Here is a 21,836-nt window from a genome sequence, read left to right on the forward strand (position 1 = left end):
TTTAGCTTGCAAAACTATGGATTTTCCATAATGCAACATTCTGTATTTTTAACTTGCAACTTTCTGCAAAAAGTACTTGCAAAAAACACAATCGGATCAAAGAATTAAAACCTATCTGGTGATCCACTGTTTCTGGATAGAATCTGCTTTAATATGGATCGCTATACCGAAAACTATGGTTTTTTGAAAGACCCCCAATCTGGAAAACTTTTAAGAATGACGCCGATTTTTGATAACAACATTGCATCGATCAGCTGGGGCTACCCATCTGATATTGAACGAAAAAATGATCTATTTATTCATGATTTTCTGGATACATTGAATTTAGAAAAGACCGATTACCAGTTACAAGCGCTGAATGAAAATAAGATTTAACAGGCGCTGGTTGAGGTGCGCATTAGGGTTGATAAAGACTTTATTGTTTCTTTTATTCTGAAAGGATACCGGTTGCTTATTAATATGAAAATGAAAAAGCTTATGCAATGTTTTTACTTTACGAAATCTCTGTCTGATCAAATTGGCCGGAGTTAGAGCCTTAGGGAAAGAAATGATGAACATTTTCAGAATTAATTAAAAAATATTCGTTGCGGGCAGAACTTCTGAATAAACGATTGCACTACCCAGGTTCCTTACGACTTTGAAATTTTGCCACCTGCGAATATTATACTGGAAGTGGCAGATTACATACTGGCGTTCAATTCAGAAAATGTTTAGATTTGATTGTTGTGGGTAATTTAGAATAATAAACAGTTTTTCTGATTGGAGTCTAATTGACTTTGGTTCTGAAAAAAGTAGCTGTTTAAATATATGTATGGAAGTTCGATGATGAAAGCTACAGTGGATCGGGATGCTTGTGTTGGATGTGGTTTGTGTGAATCTGTTTGTCCGAATGTGTTTGAAATGGACAACGATAGTATCGCTGAAGTGATTTCCGATGTAATCTCGTCGGAAAATGAAGCCTGTGTGATTGAAGCTCAGGAGGAGTGCCCAGTTAGCGCTATAACTGTCGATTAGAATCGATTGTTTTAGAATACCGCATGAAAAAAGTGTTTGCTTTAAAAAGACAGTGATTGGCATGTTTTTTATTTAAGTATTAATTTAAAACACAAATACGACGGGTTTCTTTGTGGTCAATTACTTTGCAGAAAACATTTATATAACCCGATTTCAGTTTTAAAATTGTGATCGGGTTTTATATATATTATTGAGAAAGAAAGGATGTGAATGAGATGGACAAAGAAAATACAACTCAGAATCCCCAGAAGACTCAATCTGAAGGAGCATTAATGGGTGATGAGCATGGAACCCATCATGCCCATAAAGATCATATACCCACGGAAAATCTGAAAAAGAATAATGAACATACGCATAACCACGCTCATGGGAAAATGAATCAAATGCCTCAAGCAGACCGACCGGTTTCCCCTGTAGAAAAGAAGCATTCACACCATCCTATTCCGGAGCATGGAGAACATACCGAACATGATGATCATCATGCGATGATGGTGGCGGATTTTAGAAAAAGATTTTTTATCGCTTTGATTATTACGGTACCGATATTACTCTTATCGCCAATGATCCAAATGTTTATCGGTGTCGATTGGGGTTTTACGGGAGATTCCTATTTACTGTTTGGTCTTTCAACCATACTTTTTATTTATTGCGGAAAGCCTTTTCTTACTGGGGCCAGGGATGAGCTTAAGAAAAAATCACCAGCAATGATGTCACTGATTGCGCTTTCGATCACAATCGCCTATATCTATAGCACCCTAACTGTATTTTTTATAAACGGTGATGACTTCTTTTGGGAGCTAGCCACATTAATTGTGATCATGCTTTTAGGTCATTGGATTGAAATGAAATCGGTAATGGGCGCATCGAGGGCATTGGATGAACTGGTTAAACTGATGCCTGAAGAAGCACACCAGATAACGGCCAACGGTGAAATTACTGATGTTTCGGTAAAACAATTGAAGGCTGGAGATGCTATTCTTGTCAAACCGGGTGAAAAGATTCCTATTGATGGTTTAGTTTATGATGGCAGATCAGCAGTGAATGAATCGATGATTACAGGAGAATCAGTCCCGGTTGAAAAAGAAAAAGGCAATGAAATCGTCGGTGGTTCCATCAATGGTGAAGGGATTTTGAAATTTCATGTGTCGCGAGTGGGTGAAGATACCTTTCTGTCACAAGTGGTCAAACTTGTTCGTGAAACCCAGGATTCAAAATCCAATACCCAACGATTAGCAGACAAAGCAGCCAAGTGGTTGTTTTATATCGCCGTGATTGCCGGAGTATTGACTTTTTTGGCATGGCTGATTATCTCAAAAGATCTGAATTTTGCAGTTACACGCGCAGTCACCGTTATTGTTATTTCCTGCCCTCACGCATTAGGTTTGGCCGTACCGCTGGTAACGGCTGTTTCGACAAGCATCGGAGCGCAAAAAGGTCTTTTAATTAGAGATCGGGCAGCATTTGAAAACGCGCGAAAACTGAATGCCGTGGTTTTCGACAAAACCGGAACCTTGACTGAAGGTACATTTGGGATAACGGATATCAAAGCCATTGGTATAACTCAGCATGAACTTCTCTCACTTTCGTATTCAGTTGAAGCAAACTCGGAACATCCAATTGCAAAGGGTATTGTAAATGAAGGAAAAAAATTAAACCTCAAGTTGAGGGCAGTAAAGGATTATCAAAATATTCCGGGTAAGGGATTAAAAGCCAAGGTAGATGGACGTGAACTGATGATCGTGAGTCCCGGCTATATGCGTTCTGAAAAGATCGCTTTTGACGCCGAGGATTATGAAAAACTCGCCCAAATGGGAAAAACAGTAGTATTCATATTAGATGGCGATAACCTCCTTGGCTATCTGGCATTATCAGACATGATCAGAGATACTGCCAGAGAGGCGATTGAGATGCTAAAGTCGATGGAGATCGAAACGATTTTATTAACAGGGGACAATCAGCGCGTTGCCGCATATGTTGGCAATCAGCTGAACATCGATACCGTGATTGCAGAGGTATTGCCCCAAGAAAAAGCAGCTAGAATTACGGGTTTTATTAACGAAGGCAAGATCGTGGCAATGACTGGCGACGGAGTAAATGATGCACCATCACTGGCACAAGCTGATTTAGGTATCGCCATCGGAGCGGGAACCGATGTAGCCATTGAAACGGCAGATGTTATTCTAGTACGAAGCAATCCACTGGATGTGGTAACTATTTTAAAGCTTTCAAAAGCAACCTATCAAAAAATGATCCAAAACTTGATCTGGGCTACCGCTTATAATGTGATCGCACTGCCTTTAGCAGCAGGCGTCCTGTATTATCAGGGGGTCGTAATAAACCCGGCTGTTGGGGCAGCACTTATGTCCGTAAGTACAATCATCGTGGCAATCAATGCCAAACTACTTAAAATTGATTAACATTTGCTATGGTATCTGATAGCTGATCCAGGTGGCCTTTCACGGTCGGAATATACAAAATGTATTATTGAGATTTTAAAGGAAGTTGTTAAAAATGAAAATATTCTAATTAGAGTGTTTACTAATAAAAGTATATACACATCTTTAAAAGACAAAGGAGAACTGTTCGGTAAAACTAATCATGGCTGACTTACAGGATAAAGGTATGATTATCCGCAAAGGGAATAATCGATCTGGGGAATGGATCATTAAATAATGTGATAAGGAATAAATCACTCTTTATGAAAGCCATTTAATTCTCTATTAATTGACGTTCATACGGTAGGGAACGCCATTTGTATGAATGGGCAAATAAGATTAATTATGACGATAGTCTTCAATGCAAATTGTCACCTTAAACCGGTACGGATCACCTCCACCAAGGAAAGTGACAAATAAACTTAAATAATTCTTAATCAATTTCCCGTGCTTTCTGAATAATTGTCGTACATACGGTAGGGTACGCCCAGGGCGCGCCATTTTATTGATTTAATTGCCACCTGTTTATAATAGGTGGCTTTTTTTTCATATCTAAATTGAGGTGTGAAGTGAAGCCAATCAGCGGTTATCTAATGAGTCGGGATGAAAAAATTGCACGCATTGAAAAAAACGAACTACTTCCGCTTAAATCGGAATTATTGCCTTTATACCTTCAACGTGGATATTACGGGGTGGCGGAGCCACCCAATCTCCTGAAATAGAGCCAGATGATCCGTTGTACGGAGCCACTGCTGCGAAAGAGGGAGCCAGTACCTAAATGGCTCCCATATTGCTTGAATTATTTTATGTTGCGCTTTCTTCGACGCATCGAAACATCACCATCAATGATCATCGTGTAGGCTGATGGGACAATGCGGTCAAGAATTGAATCCGCCAGGGCACCGCTGCCCAGGCGTTCATGCCAACCTTCGGCAGTAAATTGAGAACAGAAAATTGTGGACGTCTAGGCCACAACGGATTTCCATCAGCTCCGCTGCCCAGGCGTTCATGCCAACCTTCGGCAGTAAATTGAGAACAGAAAATTGTGGACGTCTAGGCCACAACGGATTTCCATCAGCTCCGCTGCCCAGGCGTTCATGCCAACCTTCGGCAGTAAATTGAGAACAGAAAATTGTGGACGTCTAGGCCACAACGGATTTCCATCAGCTCCAGCAGATCACGCTGTTGTGTATCCGTAGTGGGAACAAGCAGAAACTCATCCAGGATCATCAGGGAACATTTTCTGAATTGATTGAGCAGATGATGGTATTTTCCTTGAATCCGTGCAGCTTCGAAAGCACAAAAGAGATCTGGTAAGCGAATATAGCGTGCTTTATAACCGGATTGGCAGGCATTTACCCCCAGTGCATTGGAAATATAGGTTTTGCCGCAACCGGTGGCGCCAACCAGAATGACGTTTTGCCCCTGGCGAATGTATTCGTTGCTTGCCAGACTTTCCAGCAGTTCGCGATTCAAATGACGATCCGGCAGATATTCGATATTTCCCAGAAAAGCTGCTGAATTATTAAATTTAGCTTCCTTGATGAGCCGTTTGATATTGTTGTTGTGTCGGGAATCATACTCCGCATCGACCATCAGAGCCAGACGTTCCTGAAATGACATGGAAAGATAGGTCATTTCATCTTCAAGCTGGTTCTGGTAACATTGGGCAAAAACGGGCAACCGCATGGTTTTCAGCTTTTTCAACGTATCATTATTCATCGCTGTCACCCCCGTAATAAGCCGGTCCCCTGACATAGGCATATTTGTTGATCTCATCCGGAGATGATTGTGATGTCGGTTGTTTTTTGTTTCTAGCGACCGAATCCTGTCCGGATTCCAGAATCAGTTTAATATTTTTGTAGCGGGGATTGGGAATGTATTCTAGTGCCGCCCCGCAAGCGCTTTCCAGTCGCTCGGCTGAATAGTGATCGGCCAGTTTTAAGAGAGACAAACAGCCTTTGTAGGCCTGTTCCTCCACCCGATAAGAGTCGAACATCTTTTGAACCACGGCTTTTGTCGATGGGCCAATATCGTCGGCCCATCTTAAAAATCGGGCCGAATCCCATTCACTGTAAAGTTGATGGTTGATCGGCATGTGGTCGACATTGGTTGAATACTGACCCCGTCGGCCATACAGCCGCCGATGGCTGCAAAGCCGGGTTCCCTTATAGAAAACTTCAATGATATTTCGGGTATAGCGGAGATCCACTTTTTTCCGGACGTATTCATAGGGGATCGAATAATATTGATGATCGATTGAAACATGGTAGTTCAGCTGAACCGTGGCGGTTTTCCACTGGGCAAACTCAAAGGGAAATTTCGGAAGTGGCTGCATAAAGGGTAATTCTTCTTGTTGAAATACTGAATAACGGGAACCATCCTTTTTCTGAAAATCGGCATGATTGAATCGTTCCAGCTCTTTCAGTATGGCTCGATTCATTTCATGGATACTAAAAAATTGCCGGTTGCGGAGTTTTCCCATCACATGATTCGTCAGCAGACCAACCGAACCTTCCACCGCGGCTTTATCTTTGGGAGATAAGATCCGGGCCGGCAACAACCCGGTCTGATAATGATCAGCCAGTTCCTGATAGGCCCGATTGATGACGGGATCTTCATGCTTCTTATGACTCAGAATGCCTACCTTCAGGTTATCGGGAATGAGCAATCGGGTCGATGCACCAAAATAGTCATACATACTGATATGGGCATTGATCCAGTCTTCTTCCTTCATGGTCAGACAGGCTTTCGCATAGCAATACATGCTAAACGGCAGGGTTGCCACAAAGAGATAAACTTTACAGCTTGTTCCCGTGACCTGATCATAAAGCGGCAGGGGTGTTCCCGCCCAGTCAACCATGATTTTATCCCCGGGTTTATGGTGGATATGCATGGTGAGCCGGTTCTGATTGACATGCTCCTGATAAAGCTTGCAGAATTGAGAATACATATAAGGCGGTCTTTGGGTATGCCGACACGTGTCAAGATATTCTTCCCAGAGCAGCTTTAAGGTCACCCCATTTTTCAGCAGTTCCTTATGGATGTAATCATAATCCGGTAGTGTCATTACTGGGATCTGTGTTTCTTCCGGAAAGAGATGCTGATGCAGTTTTGATTCGTCAATGGCCTGAAGCTCCTGCTCATTAATCGGGTGGGCATCGCAGGCCTTGTTTCTTCCGGAAAGAGATGCTGATGCAGTTTTGATTCGTCAATGGCCTGAAGCTCCTGCTCATTAATCGGGTGGGCATCGCAGGCCTTGTTTCTTCCGGAAAGAGATGCTGATGCAGTTTTGATTCGTCAATGGCCTGAAGCTCCTGCTCATTAATCGGGTGGGCATCGCAGGCCTTAACCACCCTGGCTACTGTGTTTCGGGATACTTTTAACGTATCCGCAATTCTCCGCTGGCTGAATCCGTCAAGACGGAGCTGCAAAATCTGTTTTTCTTTGGACATTAACATGTCCTCCTTTCGTAAGTATCACGGTTATCCCGTAGCTTCATTTTAATACTTACGAAAGTGGCTCTCTATAGCGGATTTGATTTTTTTAACAGGTGGCTCCCCGCATCGGATTAAGTGGCTCTGCGCAGGAGATTGTGTGGCTCTAAATCAGCGGAATACTCAGTATGGGGATGTGCAGGAGATTGTGTGGCTCTAAATCAGCGGAATACTCAACTTGGCCGCCGTTACTTTTTATCATTATATTTTACTGTGTGTTAGAGCCTAAATAACACATCTATTTGGTGGTTTTGGTGAACTGGATTTAACCTGTCGCCATTGGGGTGGAGAACGCATACCCAAGTAAATAAATCTCGGTTTGGGGAAAACTTTGGGAGAGATTTTAGATTCACAAAAGGGCAACCTTTATAGTTTGGACGAAGGATAACGAGAATCTAGTATAGATGAAAAACATACCTGTTAGCAATTTATTTTGAGCGGAAATCAGATCATTTTGATTAATTTTGAAATCGGGACTTCTGCGCCCTTTTTAGTAATTGAAGAAGAAAAGTATTTTAAAACATGCTTTATGTTTTAAACATATAATTATATTGCAATAAAAGCTTTTATAATATATAATATAAATATAAAAACACGATATATGTATTAAAGAGGTGATGAAATGAAAATATTAAAGATAAAAGCAAATGGACTAAAATTATTTTCGGATAATTTAGATATAGACTTTACAACTTTGCAACGAGTTAGAAACGAAAAAAATGAGATGCTTCATCAAATATCTTCGAAAATCTATCAAAATAATGTTCTTGCATTTATAGGTGTGAATGCGTCTGGGAAAACTTCTACTTTAAAATTGATTTCATTTGTTATTCAAATGATTGATAATGAACCTATTAATAAGATAAAATGCAATGATATTTTGGAAGGGATTTCTGTAGATGATCGGGTTGATTTTGAAGTTTATTTTAGTATTAAATCTGATAAACTATATAAATTACATACAACAATCAAAAAAGATTATATTGATAACAAGGCAATTGAAAAATACACAATAGAAAATGAAAATATATGGATGAAACATATTAATACTATAATAACAAAAAAAAGCATTTTTGATTTTTCAGATATTGAACCTATGCTAGTAAGAAAAGGTGATGAAGAATATTTACCAAACGACATTAGTATCGTTATATCATTAAACAAGAAAAATAATACTAAAATATTTTTTAATGATTTAGTTGATTGGACGAATATAAATCTTATTAGAGTAATAGGTGATTTTCCTCAAGAATTAATAACTTTTTTAGATTCGAGCATCGAATATTTACGTTTTAATGTTGATGATCTGAATGATGCTCAAATAGATTTGAAGGAAATAAAATTAAAGTTCAAGGGAAAAAAAGAATTAATTTTATATTCACCACTCGAATTGGAAAAATATTTATCTTCAGGAACTATAAAGGGACTAAATGTATTCATGAGTGCAATTAGTTCATTACAAGAAGGTGGTTACTTGATTGTAGATGAATTAGAAAATCACTTTAATAAGGAAATTGTAGCAACACTTATTAGACTTTTTATGAATAAAAAAATAAATAAAAAAGGGGCAGTATTATTATTTTCGACTCACTATCCTGAATTGTTGGATGAATTTGAAAGAAATGACAATATTTATATTATAAAAAATGATCATGGTATCAATGTCCAAAATCTATCAAAACTATTGAAAAGAAGCGATCTTAAAAAAAGTGAGGTATACGAAAGTGGTTATTTAGAGGGGACAGTACCTTCATATGAATCTTATATGGCCTTTGAAAAAGTACTTTGTGATTTAAAGTTGAAGGAAGATGTATGATATTTGATGGTTATGTAGCATGCATATGTGAAGGTGCGGCTGAGCAAGCAATTATGGATTTGCTTTTAGAAAACAATAAATTATGCTTTAGTTCTGAAAATCTTCTTACAAGAAATATGATAAAGTGTCGCTCAGCAAGAACATTTGAAAAAACGTATTTGCAAAAGAGTTTTAATGATACTATTACGGTCTTAAGAATTTTAGATTCAAGAAGAGAGAGATTCACGCTGAGTCCATTATACAAAGATAAGGTATCGGTAATTAATATTATTACAGCACCAGAGATAGAAATGTTAATTATAATCAATGAAAACAAATATTTTCAATATAAAAAATCTAATATGAAACCAAGCGAATTTTGTAAAAGTGAGTTAAAACTTAAAGGTGTTAAAAGCTATAGCTTTGTATATTCATATTTTTCTGATATTAATAAATTAATTCATTGCATACACGAGTATAAACGTATATCAAAAATCATTAATAATGAATATACATTATATGATTTGTTAACTATTCCATAATATTGAACATATTGGATGATATTTATTCTTGAAGAAAGTGTAAATATTTTGTCGATTGCTTAAAATGAAAGTTGAGGTAATTAGATTATGGGAGGGAAAGAAGCTTCACGAGGATTTTTATATCAGGCTTTTGCATCGGTGTTAGAAGCATTAACAGCTCAAACAGCTTGGGATAAGATCTATATAGAATTTCCAACTTCAAAGGATAAAGTAGATATAGCGTTAGAAAAAGAAAAACAAATAATTAAAAGTATTCAAGTAAAATCAACGATCAATTCTTTTTCAAAATCAAATATTAAGGCTTGGCTCTTGGAGCTTATAGAAGATGTTTCTAGTACAAAATATGAATTATTTCTAATTGGACAATGTGATAAAGATACAATTACTTTTATAAATTCAGTTAAAAAGTATTATGACAAAGATATTGATGAAAAGGCAAAAAAATCGTTGGCTGGCTTTGATACAAATATTCTAGATGAAAACCAAATAGAAATTGTTAACATTCTATTTGAAATCAATCTTTTAGAAAAACTAGTAAGAGACTCTCTGCACAAATATATTTCATACCGAAATAAAAAGATGACTTATGATCAAATAAGTTTTATAAGCTCTGCTACTGTTAATGACCAGATGATTTCCTCAACGCAAGGTAAGGGGATTGACAGAAAAGTGTTTGATGACGAATTAGAAAAACGAATTCTTCTTTTGGCCGATGGGCATTCTATTCAAAGAACATCTATCGGAATAAAGAGCTTTAATCGAGGTGCAGAAAAATTGGAAAATGAGACAGAAAGTTGTTTATCATTACTTGACAAATTTGATGGCCGTAGATTGAAAAATAATCATAATTGGAACGAAGATATTTATCAAAATTTGGAAGAATTTTTGCTTAATAATACTAATAAGAAACATGCTTACCAAATATTTTTGGATACACATTCGTCTGTAGCCTTTGCAGCCGGAAGAGTTCTAGATAATAAATCAGGTATTGATATCTTTCCTGTACAAAAAACTACGACTAAAGGCACAATTTTATGGGATATTACAAGAGTTCCTGAAAGAAAATATTCTGATTGGCAATTTTCTCATGAAAAAACGAATATAAATCGAAACGATTCTGCAATAATCTTAAATGTGACTCGCAATATTTACGGTGATGTAGTGGATTATATTAAGGACATTAAACTACCAATAGGACGTGTTATCAATTGCACACTAAATAAAGTTGGGGCTACAAATATTTCGGTTGAAGATGGTACTCATGCAACTATTTTAGCAAATTCAATTTATTCCGCGCTCTCCGATAGAAACACTGCTGAACGATGCGCAATTTTACATATTTTTGCATCTGCGCCTAATGCATTTATGTTTTTCTTAGGTCAAAACTCTCTTGGCTTTGGTAAGTGTATATTGTATGAATATGATTTTGAACTAAGAGATTCTTGTTCATATTCACAATCAATAGATTTTACAAAATAAAGGAGGATTATTTATGTCCACAGTGCCTTCATACTTTAAGGATTTTTTGGCAAATATTCGGTTGTCTAACAATCAAGTAAATGATTTAAAAACTGGTCATTCTGTCTTAAGAAAAAGGCTAGAAAATGATGAAACTTTATCAAAAATAGTAACTAGTACTTTTTTACAAGGTAGTTATCGTCGTTCTACAGCTGTAAAGCCTAAAAATGGTAATAAATCTGACGTTGATGTAATTGTTGTAACAAAACTAGATGCTGATGAATATACTCCTGAAGAAGCAATAAATTTATTTATTCCATTTTTAGATAAATATTATGAAGACAAATATAGGATTCAAGGTAGATCGATAGGTATAAGCTTGAGTTATGTAGATTTAGATATAGTACCTACTTCTGCTCCTAGCGAAAGTGAAACAGGAATTCTTCGAGACGATGCTATTGTTTCCGATTACACAATCGAAGATTTTCAGCAAAGACTTCTCACAAAATCTATTTTGTTGGAAAGTAAATACAATCTATTTTGTAAATCAGATGCTCAATCTGAATGGAAATCTGAACCGCTTCTCATTCCAGATCGCGAAGCAGAAAAATGGGACAAGACACACCCTTTGGAACAAATATACTGGACAGTTGAGAAAAACAAAAATTGCAACACTCATTATGTAAATGTTGTTAAAGCAATAAAGTGGTGGCGTAAAACACAGTATCCAGAGACAAAGCATCCCAAGAGTTATCCGTTAGAACATTTTATTGGTAATTGTTGTCCAAATGGCATAAATAGTATTGCTGAAGGTGTCGTTTTAACATTAGAAAATATTGTTTCTAATTATCAAGAGAAACCTTTTTTAGGCGACAGAGGAGTTCCAGAACACGATGTTTTTGGTCGAATATCAGTCGATGAGTATTCCGATTTTTATGATACAGTTTGTTCTGCAGCCATAATAGCTCGTGAAGCTTTTGATTGTGACGATTTTTATGATAGCGTTTGTAAATGGAGGGAAATTTTCGGGAATGAATTCCCACCCGCACCAAAGTCATCAAATTCGGGTTCTTCAGGAGGTTTTACGAACCGGGTAGAAAAATCAACATCTATTCCTGAAGGAAGATTTGCTTAGATGGAAGAAAACTTAATCCTTAACAAATTAAACCAAGCTCGTAGGCCTCTAGACTCATTGTCGCAGGTTAAAATATTAACTGACTGGCAATTTGATGAAACTATGCAAGTATGGTACTTACGCATAAATATCTCAGTTGAATCAGAAATATCATATATTTTAAGAGATTCTCAATGGTATTTAGTTGTTAGTTCTGAATATCCAAAAGGAAAATTAAAAATGTATCCTGATATTGAGAATGGGATTAAAGTTACTTTAAATCATCAATCGAATAACTCAAAAATCGTGAAAAATGGTTTATGGCGATCGGGTGCGTTATGCCTTGAAAAAAATACTTTAAATAATTTTCAATCTGAACCACATGGTATTGATGATCGTTTGCTTTATCATGTAAAGCGTTCAGTATCTTGGCTTGAATTGGCTGCAAAAGGGCAATTGATTTCAGATAATGAGCCATTTGAATTACCTGAGTTTACTTTGAGAAATACATTAGATAAGCAATTTGCTTTTTCAGAAGATGTTGTTACATTTATGCAATGGGAAAGTACCGAATGTAAATATGGAATTGCTGAACTTGATGTTTATAAAAGCAACCCATTTACATATTACGTGAAAATATTTAAATCATTAGTTGGAACTAGTGTACACTATACAAAATGGGGAAAGCAGCTTGAAGCAGCACATTTAACTAATTTAATCAAAGCTCCATGGGTACTTTTGAATCAACCTCCTGTAATTAACGAGTGGCAAGCACCAGAAACATTCGGTGACTTAATAGATGCTTGTAATAACCAAAATGTTGATATTGTAGGTGTTTTGGAAAAAGTTGTTTCTAAAATTAGGGATGGAAAAAGGCATTTGTTTTTACTTGGCTTTCCGATTCCAAAATATTTTGGTGGAGAACCAGAAATTATTTTTTGGAATGCTTTATATTTACCGGTTGTTTCACAAGGTAAAAAAACAGCTAATGGATTTAGAAATAACAATTTAGGTTGGTGGCGACGTGATAAATGTGAAGTATTTAATAGAAGTAATAAAATAGATTGGATAGATTCTGAAAATTGGAATCAACAAGAAATATCGACGCGTGGAAAAATGAATGACCAGTTACTAAGAAAGAGAATATTACTTGTAGGTGGTGGTTGTATAGGAGCATCAATTGCAGAAATACTTGTTAGATCAGGTCTAAGCAACCTTACTATTATGGATAATGATCTATTATCAGTGGGCAATTTATCACGGCATACTTTAAATTTAAATGACATTGGAGGATTAAAAGAGGTGTCTTTATGTAAGTACCTTAATTCTTTAAATCCCCATGCGAATGTCGATGTAATAAAAAAATTACTTTCAAATGATAGTAATTTAAAAACAAATACAGATTTAGAAAAATATGATATAATTTTAGAATGCACCGGAGAAAATAATGTATTAGATATTTTTCAAAATATTAATTTTAAAAAGAAGCATATTTTCGTTTCTGTTTCAGTTGGTTTAGGTGCCAAAAGATTATATATGACATTAATGAACGGCAATTCATATGACTTCACTGGATTTTATGATTTGATTTTCCCTTATATAGAAAAAGAAAAAAAATTATTTAGCGATTTCAACCTTCCGAGAAATGGTATTGGTTGTTGGAATCCTACATTTCCAGGAAGAAGTGATGATGTTTGGTTGGCGGCTGCTACTTCTGTAAAAGCGATTGAAAACTATTTTACTTCAAAATCAAAAGAAAATTTATCACTTGTATATGAACAAAAGGACAACAGTGGTATTTTTGAAGGGTATCAGTTAGTTGAAAAAAGAGAAGATGGATAATATGTTTTTTCAAGATAATAATCAACGATTTTATGTAAAACTCGAAAAGTCAGTTTATGAAAAGTTACTCCATTACTGTTTGATATCTTATCCTAAAGAGACAGGAGGGATTTTAATTGGAAACTACTCACAAAATCTTTCAACAGCAAATATAATGCAAACCTCAGAACCACCCCAAAAATCTATTCATAAAAGAAATTTTTTTAAAAGAAGTTCCAATGGATTAAAAAGTATTTTTGATGATGCATGGAAAAATGGTCAATATTATTTAGGTGAATGGCATTATCATCCTGATGCTTCAGCAAAGCCAAGTAGTTTAGATATTAACCAAATGATTGCTTTCTCAAAAGATGAAAATTTGAAATGTCCTGAACCAATATTAATGATTATTGGTGGTGTTGGTATTAGCAGGGAAATTTTTATAAGCGTTTTTACAGAGAATAGTTATATTGTTTTAAATCATATTGAGGTGGATTATATAGATAATTAAATAACAACTTTAGAAATGAACCGACAAACTTTTAATTTTGAATATAAAGTATTCTATGCCTATATTCTTGAATATCAATTGTCACCATGAACCGGTACGGGTCGCCTCCACCATTAATGAATTAAATACAACTAAATTAATAGCTAATTAGCGATAATTAGCTATTTTTTTTATTCAATTACTGTGAAGTGTAAAATAATTAGAGAATGTTGGAAATAAATATTATTCCATAGACGTGGGTTCAGTACAGGTGTTTAATGTATATTCCGATCGGCAAACTCCGTTTCACCGATGGTGCCAACCTGAACTGCGAACCAACCAGAAATCTGGGGTCAGGGGCGAATTCGATTATGCATTTAATTACAATCGGATGTTTATTGTAAAATAAAAATGTAGAAAGTTGCAAAGCAAAAATCCATAGTATTGCAAGTTGGAAAATGCACAATATTGCAAAAATCCATTGCGGTGTCAATACCGTTTTAAAACTTCCCAAAATAAACGGTAAAAATTACCCATTAGCATCGTTCGATTCGTTTTCATATAGGCTGACATCATAAAAGCCAGCCTTTTTCTTTTCCCTAATCCGATAGCTGTCACCTTTGATATTGATCGTTGTGGAATGATGCAGCAGTCGATCCAGGATCGCCGTTGCAACGACATTATTTCCGAACACATCACCCCAACTACCGTAGGACTTGTTGGAAGTCAGAATGATTGAGCCTTTTTCATAGCGATTGGAAACAATCTGAAAAAAGTAATGAGCCACTTCATCATCCATGGCCGCATAGCCAACTTCATCAATAATCAGGATATTGGGTTTATTCAGTGTTTTAAGTTTGCGATGAATGCGCCCGGAAACAATATTTTCCTGAATCATTGAAATCAGTTCATGTGCACTGAGAAAATAAGCAGTATAGCCACTTTTGATCGCACAAACCGCCAGACCTACGGCCAGATGAGTTTTGCCAACGCCGGGCGGGCCCAAAAACACGACATTTTCGGAACGTTCCACAAAGGCGAGCGTTTTCAGTTCATTTACCTTACGCTGATTGGCACTGGGCTGGAAATCAAAGTCAAATGAATCGATGGCCTTGATATAGGGAAATTTTGCAAGTTTCAAGTTCGTCGTAGTTGTCCGTTCTCTTTTTGCATCAATTTCTGCCCAAAGCAGCTTGTCCAGAAACTCCAAATAGGATATACTATCCTTGGAAGCTTCTTCAGCATGGTGGTCATAAACGGCGGCCATATGCGTGAGATTCAGACGATCAAAAGCTTCCTTCAGGTGATGGGTTACCATATGGTCACCTCACTGACTAAAGAATCATAGACTGCGAGCGGTCTTTGATGCACTTTGGGCGATTGATCTGGAATCATAAGCGGTGCTTTGCGGGCTTTGGCTTTATGGTTTTGACTGTTCAATCCTTCAAAGTGCTTTTTCATTTTTTGAACCTGATGTTTTTGAGCCGGTTTCCGGTAACCTTCAATCAAAGCACCAGTTTCATCATAGATTTCAATCGTTCCATTTCTCAGATCCCGCACACCGACACGGTGACCAACAAAGCGGAAGGGAACGGAAAAATAATTGGACTGATAACTGATCATACAATCATTCATGACCTTCCTGCTGACCAGATCCACAGAAAGAAACGGTTCGGTATTAACGGGTTTCAGCTGTTCTTCCTTCAGTCTATCACGGGGAATTTTGTGAATTGTCTGATGAAGCCTGACGTTACATTTCGTATCCAGCCAGAGTCGAGCCTGTTCATTGAGGTCAGTTAGATCGGAAAAGCTTTTGACTCTGGGCCAGAAGTTGCCGCGTACATATCGGACCCCGCGTTCCACCTTGCCCTTGGAACGGGGCAGATAAGGCCGATGCCGAACCGGAATAAAATGGTGATGCTCGGCAAATCGCAAAAACCGCTGATTCCATTTATCGTTGCCGGTTTTGTGACTGTGGGCAACAACAGTTTTCATATTGTCATACAGAATGCTCTCTGTTACACCACCAAAATAGGCAAATGCCCGTTCATGGCAACCGATTAATGTGTCAAATTTCGAACTCTCCGTAAACTCAAGATAATAATTTCTGGAATGCCCTAAAACCATGATGAAGGCATACAATTTTTTGAGCTTTCCATCGGGCATCGTGACAACGAATTCTCCCCAGTCAACCTGGGCCTGTTTGCCAGGGGGCGTTTCATAGCGGATTGATGCTTTGGCTAACACTTTTTCGCGATATGGTTTCATGAATTCCCGAAGAATCGTCATTTTCCCCTGGTACCCGTCGGCTGCAATTTCATCAAAAATCACAGCGGCATTGACACAGCCTTCATTCATTCGTTCCAGGATATAATCTTTAAACGGATCAAGCTTTCCTTGCCGAAACTGACGTTTCCGATATGCTGGCGGTTCGTTGTGCTTAAGCCAGTTGCTGACCGTTTTTCGATCAACACCCATTTCTCTGGAAATCTGCATGATTGACATTCCCTTGTTCTTTAAACATTTGATCATGTAATACTCCTCAATTGTAATCATTCGGTTGTCCTCCTTATCTTTAAGAAGAAACATACCGTGTTTTTGGGGAATTTTCAACCGTTTATTATGGGTATTTTAACACCGATTTTGACAGCGGGCAAAACTCAAGTCAATTATCCTTGTATCTGACCAAAGAACAAGGAGGAAATGGAGAATGCTCACAATGGATCAGATCCTCAACTTTGCATAAAAGTTACACTAAATACTTTTTGAAACTCAAAACCGTTGCCTCAGACATCTAAAAATGTCATCAGCTCCTGCAAGCTTTTGCCACTTTTTTGGAAAGCCTCCATTACTTGTTTGGCCTCGTGTTCCTTCTTTTGCTTTTGAAGTTCCAACAATCTGTCCGATAGAGCCTCCTGTTTTTCTTGAAGTTTTGTTAGCTCACTATTTATTCTTGTAATTTCAGTTTCAATCGAAGTTATCGATTTCGTCCGCGCCATCGTCGTATTCCTCCTCATTCTGGCTATCTGTATTTGTCATCAGCGACTGGTTCTTCGACAATAGATTGCCGATTCCGCTTGCAATATCACGAATATTATTCTCGTCCATGCCGAATGAACTTAGAATAACCTTCTGCCGTTTGGTTACGGCGTGATCAAGCCGATAATGGTCTTTACTCCGTCTAACCATTTCGATTTTTTCCAGTTCGCGAAGCGCCGCAGGCACCGTCATATAATTCGGTTTTGTATCTAATCGAAGCATCGTTTCCTTCAAGAGGTTGTAGATTCTGTTACGGACAATCAGTGCAATAAATTCGATAAACAGCTTTGCAGACAATGATTCGGAAGTGTGAACCCGGTTGCTTTTAGACCCAATAAACGATTTGTCCGTGCTGAATAGTTTTTCAGAGATATCCCGACCTTTGTAATGGATAAGTGCCTGTGATACAGTCATTTCAGTAGAGGTGATAATGCAGAAATAACCGCATTGCTCCAACTTTTTCCGAACGACATCCTTTTTTTCTGTATACGAGACAAGCGCATGCTTGTTGTTATAGCGAAGGTCAAAATATTCGTGATATACGTTCCCAAGTGTGATATCTTTTCCAATATGTTTTTCCAAATACAATCCAAGTCTTTCAATCAGTTGCTCCAGCTGTTCTCTCTCAGCAGCCTGTTTGGAAGGGTTGAAGTATAAATGGAAATATCTAAGAGTATTATCGTCCTCATACAACTTAGCTAAAACTGTTTTTCCATAAACTCTGTATGAACGGATAGCACACTCACGATCAGTTTCAAATGTATTTCGGTTCGCTGTTATCAGCTCAGATACGAGATTTTTACGGCCTTTAACCATGATGATGAAGGAGTAACCATTATCTTCCATGTATTTTATATTGGCTTTGCTGAAATATCCTCTGTCCAGAATAAAACCGACCGATTTATAATTGTACTCTTTCACCTTGTCTACCATATACTCAAACTGGGAAACATCGGTTATTGAACCTGGATATTCCTCATAAAATAGCGGAACTCGGTTGGTCTTATCAAATGCTAATGCAAGATTAAACACTGGAAGTCCTTTTTCATCCTTCGCTTTGCCGTATTCTATAAGATCAATATCACCGGCTTGGCAGTTCTTGTTTGTTGAATCATACGAAATGTAAATGCATTGTTTATGATCACGTTTTTTGTTCCAGTCATTTAGGAAGCCAATAATCTGTTCCCGAGTAACTGATTTAAGGAACCGGCTTACTTTTGAATCGCTGTATATCCTCATTCCCTCCGAAAACAGTGGGTGGTTAAATGCAAAATCAGGATAGTACTGGCCTGCATTTTCTTCATCAACAATCAGATATGCCATTAGATCGAGTAGTAATCCACAGTCTTTTGGAAACCATGTATTCAGAAGATTCTCTAACTTATATTCTTGGAGAACCTTTTGGATTACCGCATATGAACCAATCTTCAAAGCGCAGCTTCGATAAGAATCCGGCAGTTCTTCTGGAAGGGTAACCTCCGGAAAGTAATCTTGAAATTTCTCGTTCGGATACATGACATCATGATTATCTGAATGAATCTTTCCGATGATGGTACGTTGGGGTATGGCATATTTCTTTTCGACATTGTATTGTTGGCCGTATTGAAAAAGGACATAAGTTGAATCGCCCTTTTTCTTGGTGATTATCTTGCCCCTAACCAAAGGGATTTTGACTGTGTAATCGTAGTACATGAGCAGCCTCCTTTAGTGTAACTGTTACACTAAAATTATACTACTTTTTTCTACGTTTTGCAAGTGAATTTCCTTGATTTTACTGGGGTTTTGAGACTTTCTCACACAGTTTTTTATGACTTAGTGTAACCTAGATGCAAAGTTCACATTTAAAGACTTATAGAGATTTAAATTTTTAATTAATAAAAAAGTGAAACGTGTCATAATGGCGTCGCATATCATTGATTGATGTCAATAATAAGCCAATTACCTACTGATTCGTAATCAGTAGGTCAAATTTTAATTATTAATTTAGATGCCTGTAGCCTGATATCTCAATTGTCACCTCGAACCGGTACGGATCGCCTCCACCAAAAATGAATAAAAAGAAACAATTAAGCGATTAGATAGTGATGTCTGGTCGTTTTTATTTTTTGAAAAAAATTCGGCATAAGTTGCCACATCTTGTCAATGAGGAATTATGCATTACAATAGAAATATTTAATAAAGAACAGATCCTTCCTCTTTCGACCTGCAATTACATTGTAAGCGGCAAAAGAAAAAGGGGCACTACTTATACCAATTGCTTCTACTGATGATGCTGCTGAAAAGATATATGATGAAATGTATGGGTGGATATTACGGGGTGGCGGAGCCACCCAATCTCCTGAAATAGAGCCAGATGATCCGTTATACGGAGCCACTGCTCCGAAAGAGGGAGCCAGTACCTAAATGGCTCCCATTATTGCTTGAATTATTTTATGTTGCGCTTTCTTCGTCGCATCGAAACATCACCATCAATGATCATCGTGTAAGCTGATGGGACAATGCGGTCAAGGATTGAATCAGCCAGAGCCCCGCTGCCCAGGCGTTCATGCCAACCTTCGGCAGTAAATTGAGAACAGAAAATTGTGGACGTCTAGGCCACAACGGATTTCCATCAGCTCCAGCAGATCACGCTGTTGTGTATCCGTAGTGGGAACAAGCAGAAACTCATCCAGGATCATCAGGGAACATTTTCTGAATTGATTGAGCAGATGATGGTATTTTCCTTGAATCCGTGCAGCTTCGAAAGCACAAAAGAGATCTGGTAAGCGAATATAGCGTGCTTTATAACCGGATTGGCAGGCATTTACCCCCAGTGCATTGGAAATATAGGTTTTGCCGCAACCGGTGGCGCCAACCAGAATGACGTTTTGCCCCTGGCGAATGTATTCGTTGCTTGCCAGACTTTCCAGCAGTTCGCGATTCAAATGACGATCCGGCAGATATTCGATATTTCCCAGAAAAGCTGCTGAATTATTAAATTTAGCTTCCTTGATGAGCCGTTTGATATTGTTGTTGTGTCGGGAATCATACTCCGCATCGACCATCAGAGCCAGACGTTCCTGAAATGACATGGAAAGATAGGTCATTTCATCTTCAAGCTGGTTCTGGTAACATTGGGCAAAAACGGGCAACCGCATGGTTTTCAGCTTTTTCAACGTATCATTATTCATCGCTGTCACCCCCGTAATAAGCCGGTCCCCTGACATAGGCATATTTGTTGATCTCATCCGGAGATGATTGTGATGTCGGTTGTTTTTTGTTTCTAGCGACCGAATCCTGTCCGGATTCCAGAATCAGTTTAATATTTTTGTAGCGGGGATTGGGAATGTATTCTAGTGCCGCCCCGCAAGCGCTTTCCAGTCGCTCGGCTGAATAGTGATCGGCCAGTTTTAAGAGAGACAAACAGCCTTTGTAGGCCTGTTCCTCCACCCGATAAGAGTCGAACATCTTTTGAACCACGGCTTTTGTCGATGGGCCAATATCGTCGGCCCATCTTAAAAATCGGGCCGAATCCCATTCACTGTAAAGTTGATGGTTGATCGGCATGTGGTCGACATTGGTTGAATACTGACCCCGTCGGCCATACAGCCGCCGATGGCTGCAAAGCCGGGTTCCCTTATAGAAAACTTCAATGATATTTCGGGTATAGCGGAGATCCACTTTTTTCCGGACGTATTCATAGGGGATCGAATAATATTGATGATCGATTGAAACATGGTAGTTCAGCTGAACCGTGGCGGTTTTCCACTGGGCAAACTCAAAGGGAAATTTCGGAAGTGGCTGCATAAAGGGTAATTCTTCTTGTTGAAATACTGAATAACGGGAACCATCCTTTTTCTGAAAATCGGCATGATTGAATCGTTCCAGCTCTTTCAGTATGGCTCGATTCATTTCATGGATACTAAAAAATTGCCGGTTGCGGAGTTTTCCCATCACATGATTCGTCAGCAGACCAACCGAACCTTCCACCGCGGCTTTATCTTTGGGAGATAAGATCCGGGCCGGCAACAACCCGGTCTGATAATGATCAGCCAGTTCCTGATAGGCCCGATTGATGACGGGATCTTCATGCTTCTTATGACTCAGAATGCCTACCTTCAGGTTATCGGGAATGAGCAATCGGGTCGATGCACCAAAATAGTCATACATACTGATATGGGCATTGATCCAGTCTTCTTCCTTCATGGTCAGACAGGCTTTCGCATAGCAATACATGCTAAACGGCAGGGTTGCCACAAAGAGATAAACTTTACAGCTTGTTCCCGTGACCTGATCATAAAGCGGCAGGGGTGTTCCCGCCCAGTCAACCATGATTTTATCCCCGGGTTTATGGTGGATATGCATGGTGAGCCGGTTCTGATTGACATGCTCCTGATAAAGCTTGCAGAATTGAGAATACATATAAGGCGGTCTTTGGGTATGCCGACACGTGTCAAGATATTCTTCCCAGAGCAGCTTTAAGGTCACCCCATTTTTCAGCAGTTCCTTATGGATGTAATCATAATCCGGTAGTGTCATTACTGGGATCTGTGTTTCTTCCGGAAAGAGATGCTGATGCAGTTTTGATTCGTCAATGGCCTGAAGCTCCTGCTCATTAATCGGGTGGGCATCGCAGGCCTTTACCACCCTGG

The 21,836-nt window shown here is 38.2% G+C and carries 20 protein-coding genes; 9 read left to right on the forward strand and 11 right to left on the reverse strand.

Going from position 1 to position 21,836, the window contains the following annotated elements:
* Positions 1-153: 153 nt before the first annotated feature.
* The 3 genes from DOZ58_RS18330 (at position 154) to DOZ58_RS18340 (ending at position 3,431) form a co-directional block, all read left to right on the forward strand.
* Complete coding sequence (locus DOZ58_RS18330) at positions 154-375, forward strand: hypothetical protein (RefSeq protein WP_111889624.1); 222 nt, start codon at positions 154-156, stop codon at positions 373-375.
* 447 nt (positions 376-822) lie between these two features.
* Positions 823-1,014: a ferredoxin gene (locus DOZ58_RS18335; protein ID WP_371414183.1), complete on the forward strand. Its 192-nt coding sequence runs from the start codon at positions 823-825 to the stop codon at positions 1,012-1,014.
* Between the two features lie 215 nt (positions 1,015-1,229).
* Positions 1,230-3,431 carry a copper-translocating P-type ATPase gene (locus DOZ58_RS18340; protein ID WP_242988547.1) on the forward strand — a complete coding sequence of 734 codons (2,202 nt, stop codon included), beginning with the start codon at positions 1,230-1,232 and terminating at the stop codon, positions 3,429-3,431.
* A gap of 817 nt (positions 3,432-4,248) precedes the next feature.
* On the opposite strand, the gene DOZ58_RS19045 is transcribed toward DOZ58_RS18340, so the two are convergent.
* The 4 genes from DOZ58_RS19045 to DOZ58_RS18360 all read right to left on the reverse strand — a co-directional run bounded on the left by DOZ58_RS19045 (position 4,249) and on the right by DOZ58_RS18360 (position 6,904).
* Entirely contained in the window at positions 4,249-4,404 is a 156-nt protein-coding gene (locus DOZ58_RS19045; protein ID WP_322520086.1) for an ATP-binding protein, read from the reverse strand.
* Between the two features lie 140 nt (positions 4,405-4,544).
* Positions 4,545-5,171, reverse strand: a complete 627-nt coding sequence (locus DOZ58_RS18350; RefSeq protein WP_242988548.1) for an ATP-binding protein — start codon at positions 5,169-5,171, stop codon at positions 4,545-4,547.
* Positions 5,164-6,519: an IS21 family transposase gene (gene istA / locus DOZ58_RS18355; RefSeq protein WP_111889626.1), complete on the reverse strand. Its 1,356-nt coding sequence runs from the start codon at positions 6,517-6,519 to the stop codon at positions 5,164-5,166. The genes DOZ58_RS18350 and istA (DOZ58_RS18355) overlap by 8 nt, the downstream gene beginning before the upstream one ends.
* Before the next feature lie 76 nt (positions 6,520-6,595).
* A complete protein-coding gene (locus DOZ58_RS18360) occupies positions 6,596-6,904 on the reverse strand; it encodes a helix-turn-helix domain-containing protein (RefSeq protein WP_162624578.1) in 309 nt (102 codons plus the stop codon).
* A gap of 664 nt (positions 6,905-7,568) precedes the next feature.
* Here DOZ58_RS18360 and DOZ58_RS18365 point away from each other — a divergent pair.
* The 6 genes from DOZ58_RS18365 to DOZ58_RS18390 all read left to right on the forward strand — a co-directional run bounded on the left by DOZ58_RS18365 (position 7,569) and on the right by DOZ58_RS18390 (position 14,187).
* Complete coding sequence (locus DOZ58_RS18365) at positions 7,569-8,762, forward strand: ATP/GTP-binding protein (protein ID WP_111889628.1); 1,194 nt, start codon at positions 7,569-7,571, stop codon at positions 8,760-8,762.
* Positions 8,759-9,283: a hypothetical protein gene (locus DOZ58_RS18370; RefSeq protein ID WP_111889629.1), complete on the forward strand. Its 525-nt coding sequence runs from the start codon at positions 8,759-8,761 to the stop codon at positions 9,281-9,283. The genes DOZ58_RS18365 and DOZ58_RS18370 overlap by 4 nt, the downstream gene beginning before the upstream one ends.
* Positions 9,284-9,370: 87 nt before the next feature.
* On the forward strand, positions 9,371-10,762 hold the full coding sequence (locus tag DOZ58_RS18375; RefSeq protein ID WP_111889630.1) for an SAVED domain-containing protein: 1,392 nt from the start codon (positions 9,371-9,373) through the stop codon (positions 10,760-10,762).
* Positions 10,763-10,775: 13 nt separating this feature from the next.
* Positions 10,776-11,876, forward strand: a complete 1,101-nt coding sequence (locus DOZ58_RS18380; RefSeq protein ID WP_111889631.1) for a nucleotidyltransferase — start codon at positions 10,776-10,778, stop codon at positions 11,874-11,876.
* Entirely contained in the window at positions 11,877-13,697 is a 1,821-nt protein-coding gene (locus tag DOZ58_RS18385; protein ID WP_111889632.1) for a ThiF family adenylyltransferase, read from the forward strand. It begins immediately after the preceding gene.
* On the forward strand, positions 13,675-14,187 hold the full coding sequence (locus DOZ58_RS18390) for a Mov34/MPN/PAD-1 family protein (protein ID WP_204355439.1): 513 nt from the start codon (positions 13,675-13,677) through the stop codon (positions 14,185-14,187). Before DOZ58_RS18385 ends, DOZ58_RS18390 begins: the two co-directional genes overlap by 23 nt.
* 508 nt (positions 14,188-14,695) lie before the next feature.
* Here the strand turns inward: DOZ58_RS18390 and istB are convergent.
* The 7 genes from istB to istA (DOZ58_RS18420) all read right to left on the reverse strand — a co-directional run.
* Positions 14,696-15,484, reverse strand: a complete 789-nt coding sequence (gene istB, locus DOZ58_RS18395) for an IS21-like element helper ATPase IstB (protein ID WP_111887536.1) — start codon at positions 15,482-15,484, stop codon at positions 14,696-14,698.
* The gene (istA, locus tag DOZ58_RS18400) at positions 15,478-16,722 is read right to left on the reverse strand and encodes an IS21 family transposase (protein WP_111887535.1); all 1,245 of its coding nucleotides are present in this window, start codon (positions 16,720-16,722) and stop codon (positions 15,478-15,480) included. Before istA (DOZ58_RS18400) ends, istB begins: the two co-directional genes overlap by 7 nt.
* Before the next feature lie 230 nt (positions 16,723-16,952).
* The gene (locus tag DOZ58_RS18405; RefSeq protein ID WP_162624376.1) at positions 16,953-17,165 is read right to left on the reverse strand and encodes a DUF4315 family protein; all 213 of its coding nucleotides are present in this window, start codon (positions 17,163-17,165) and stop codon (positions 16,953-16,955) included.
* Positions 17,134-18,897 carry a transposase gene (locus tag DOZ58_RS18410; RefSeq protein ID WP_242988501.1) on the reverse strand — a complete coding sequence of 588 codons (1,764 nt, stop codon included), beginning with the start codon at positions 18,895-18,897 and terminating at the stop codon, positions 17,134-17,136. The genes DOZ58_RS18405 and DOZ58_RS18410 overlap by 32 nt, the downstream gene beginning before the upstream one ends.
* A 733-nt stretch (positions 18,898-19,630) precedes the next feature.
* A complete protein-coding gene (locus DOZ58_RS19050; RefSeq protein ID WP_322520086.1) occupies positions 19,631-19,786 on the reverse strand; it encodes an ATP-binding protein in 156 nt (51 codons plus the stop codon).
* Entirely contained in the window at positions 19,749-20,375 is a 627-nt protein-coding gene (locus DOZ58_RS18415; RefSeq protein WP_242988548.1) for an ATP-binding protein, read from the reverse strand. The genes DOZ58_RS19050 and DOZ58_RS18415 overlap by 38 nt, the downstream gene beginning before the upstream one ends.
* A partial coding sequence (gene istA / locus DOZ58_RS18420; protein WP_111889634.1) for an IS21 family transposase occupies positions 20,368-21,836 on the reverse strand: 1,469 nt, incomplete at its 5' end. The genes istA (DOZ58_RS18420) and DOZ58_RS18415, both read right to left, overlap by 8 nt.

It is taken from the genome of Acetobacterium sp. KB-1, from assembly GCF_003260995.1.
GTDB lineage: Bacteria > Bacillota > Clostridia > Eubacteriales > Eubacteriaceae > Acetobacterium > Acetobacterium carbinolicum.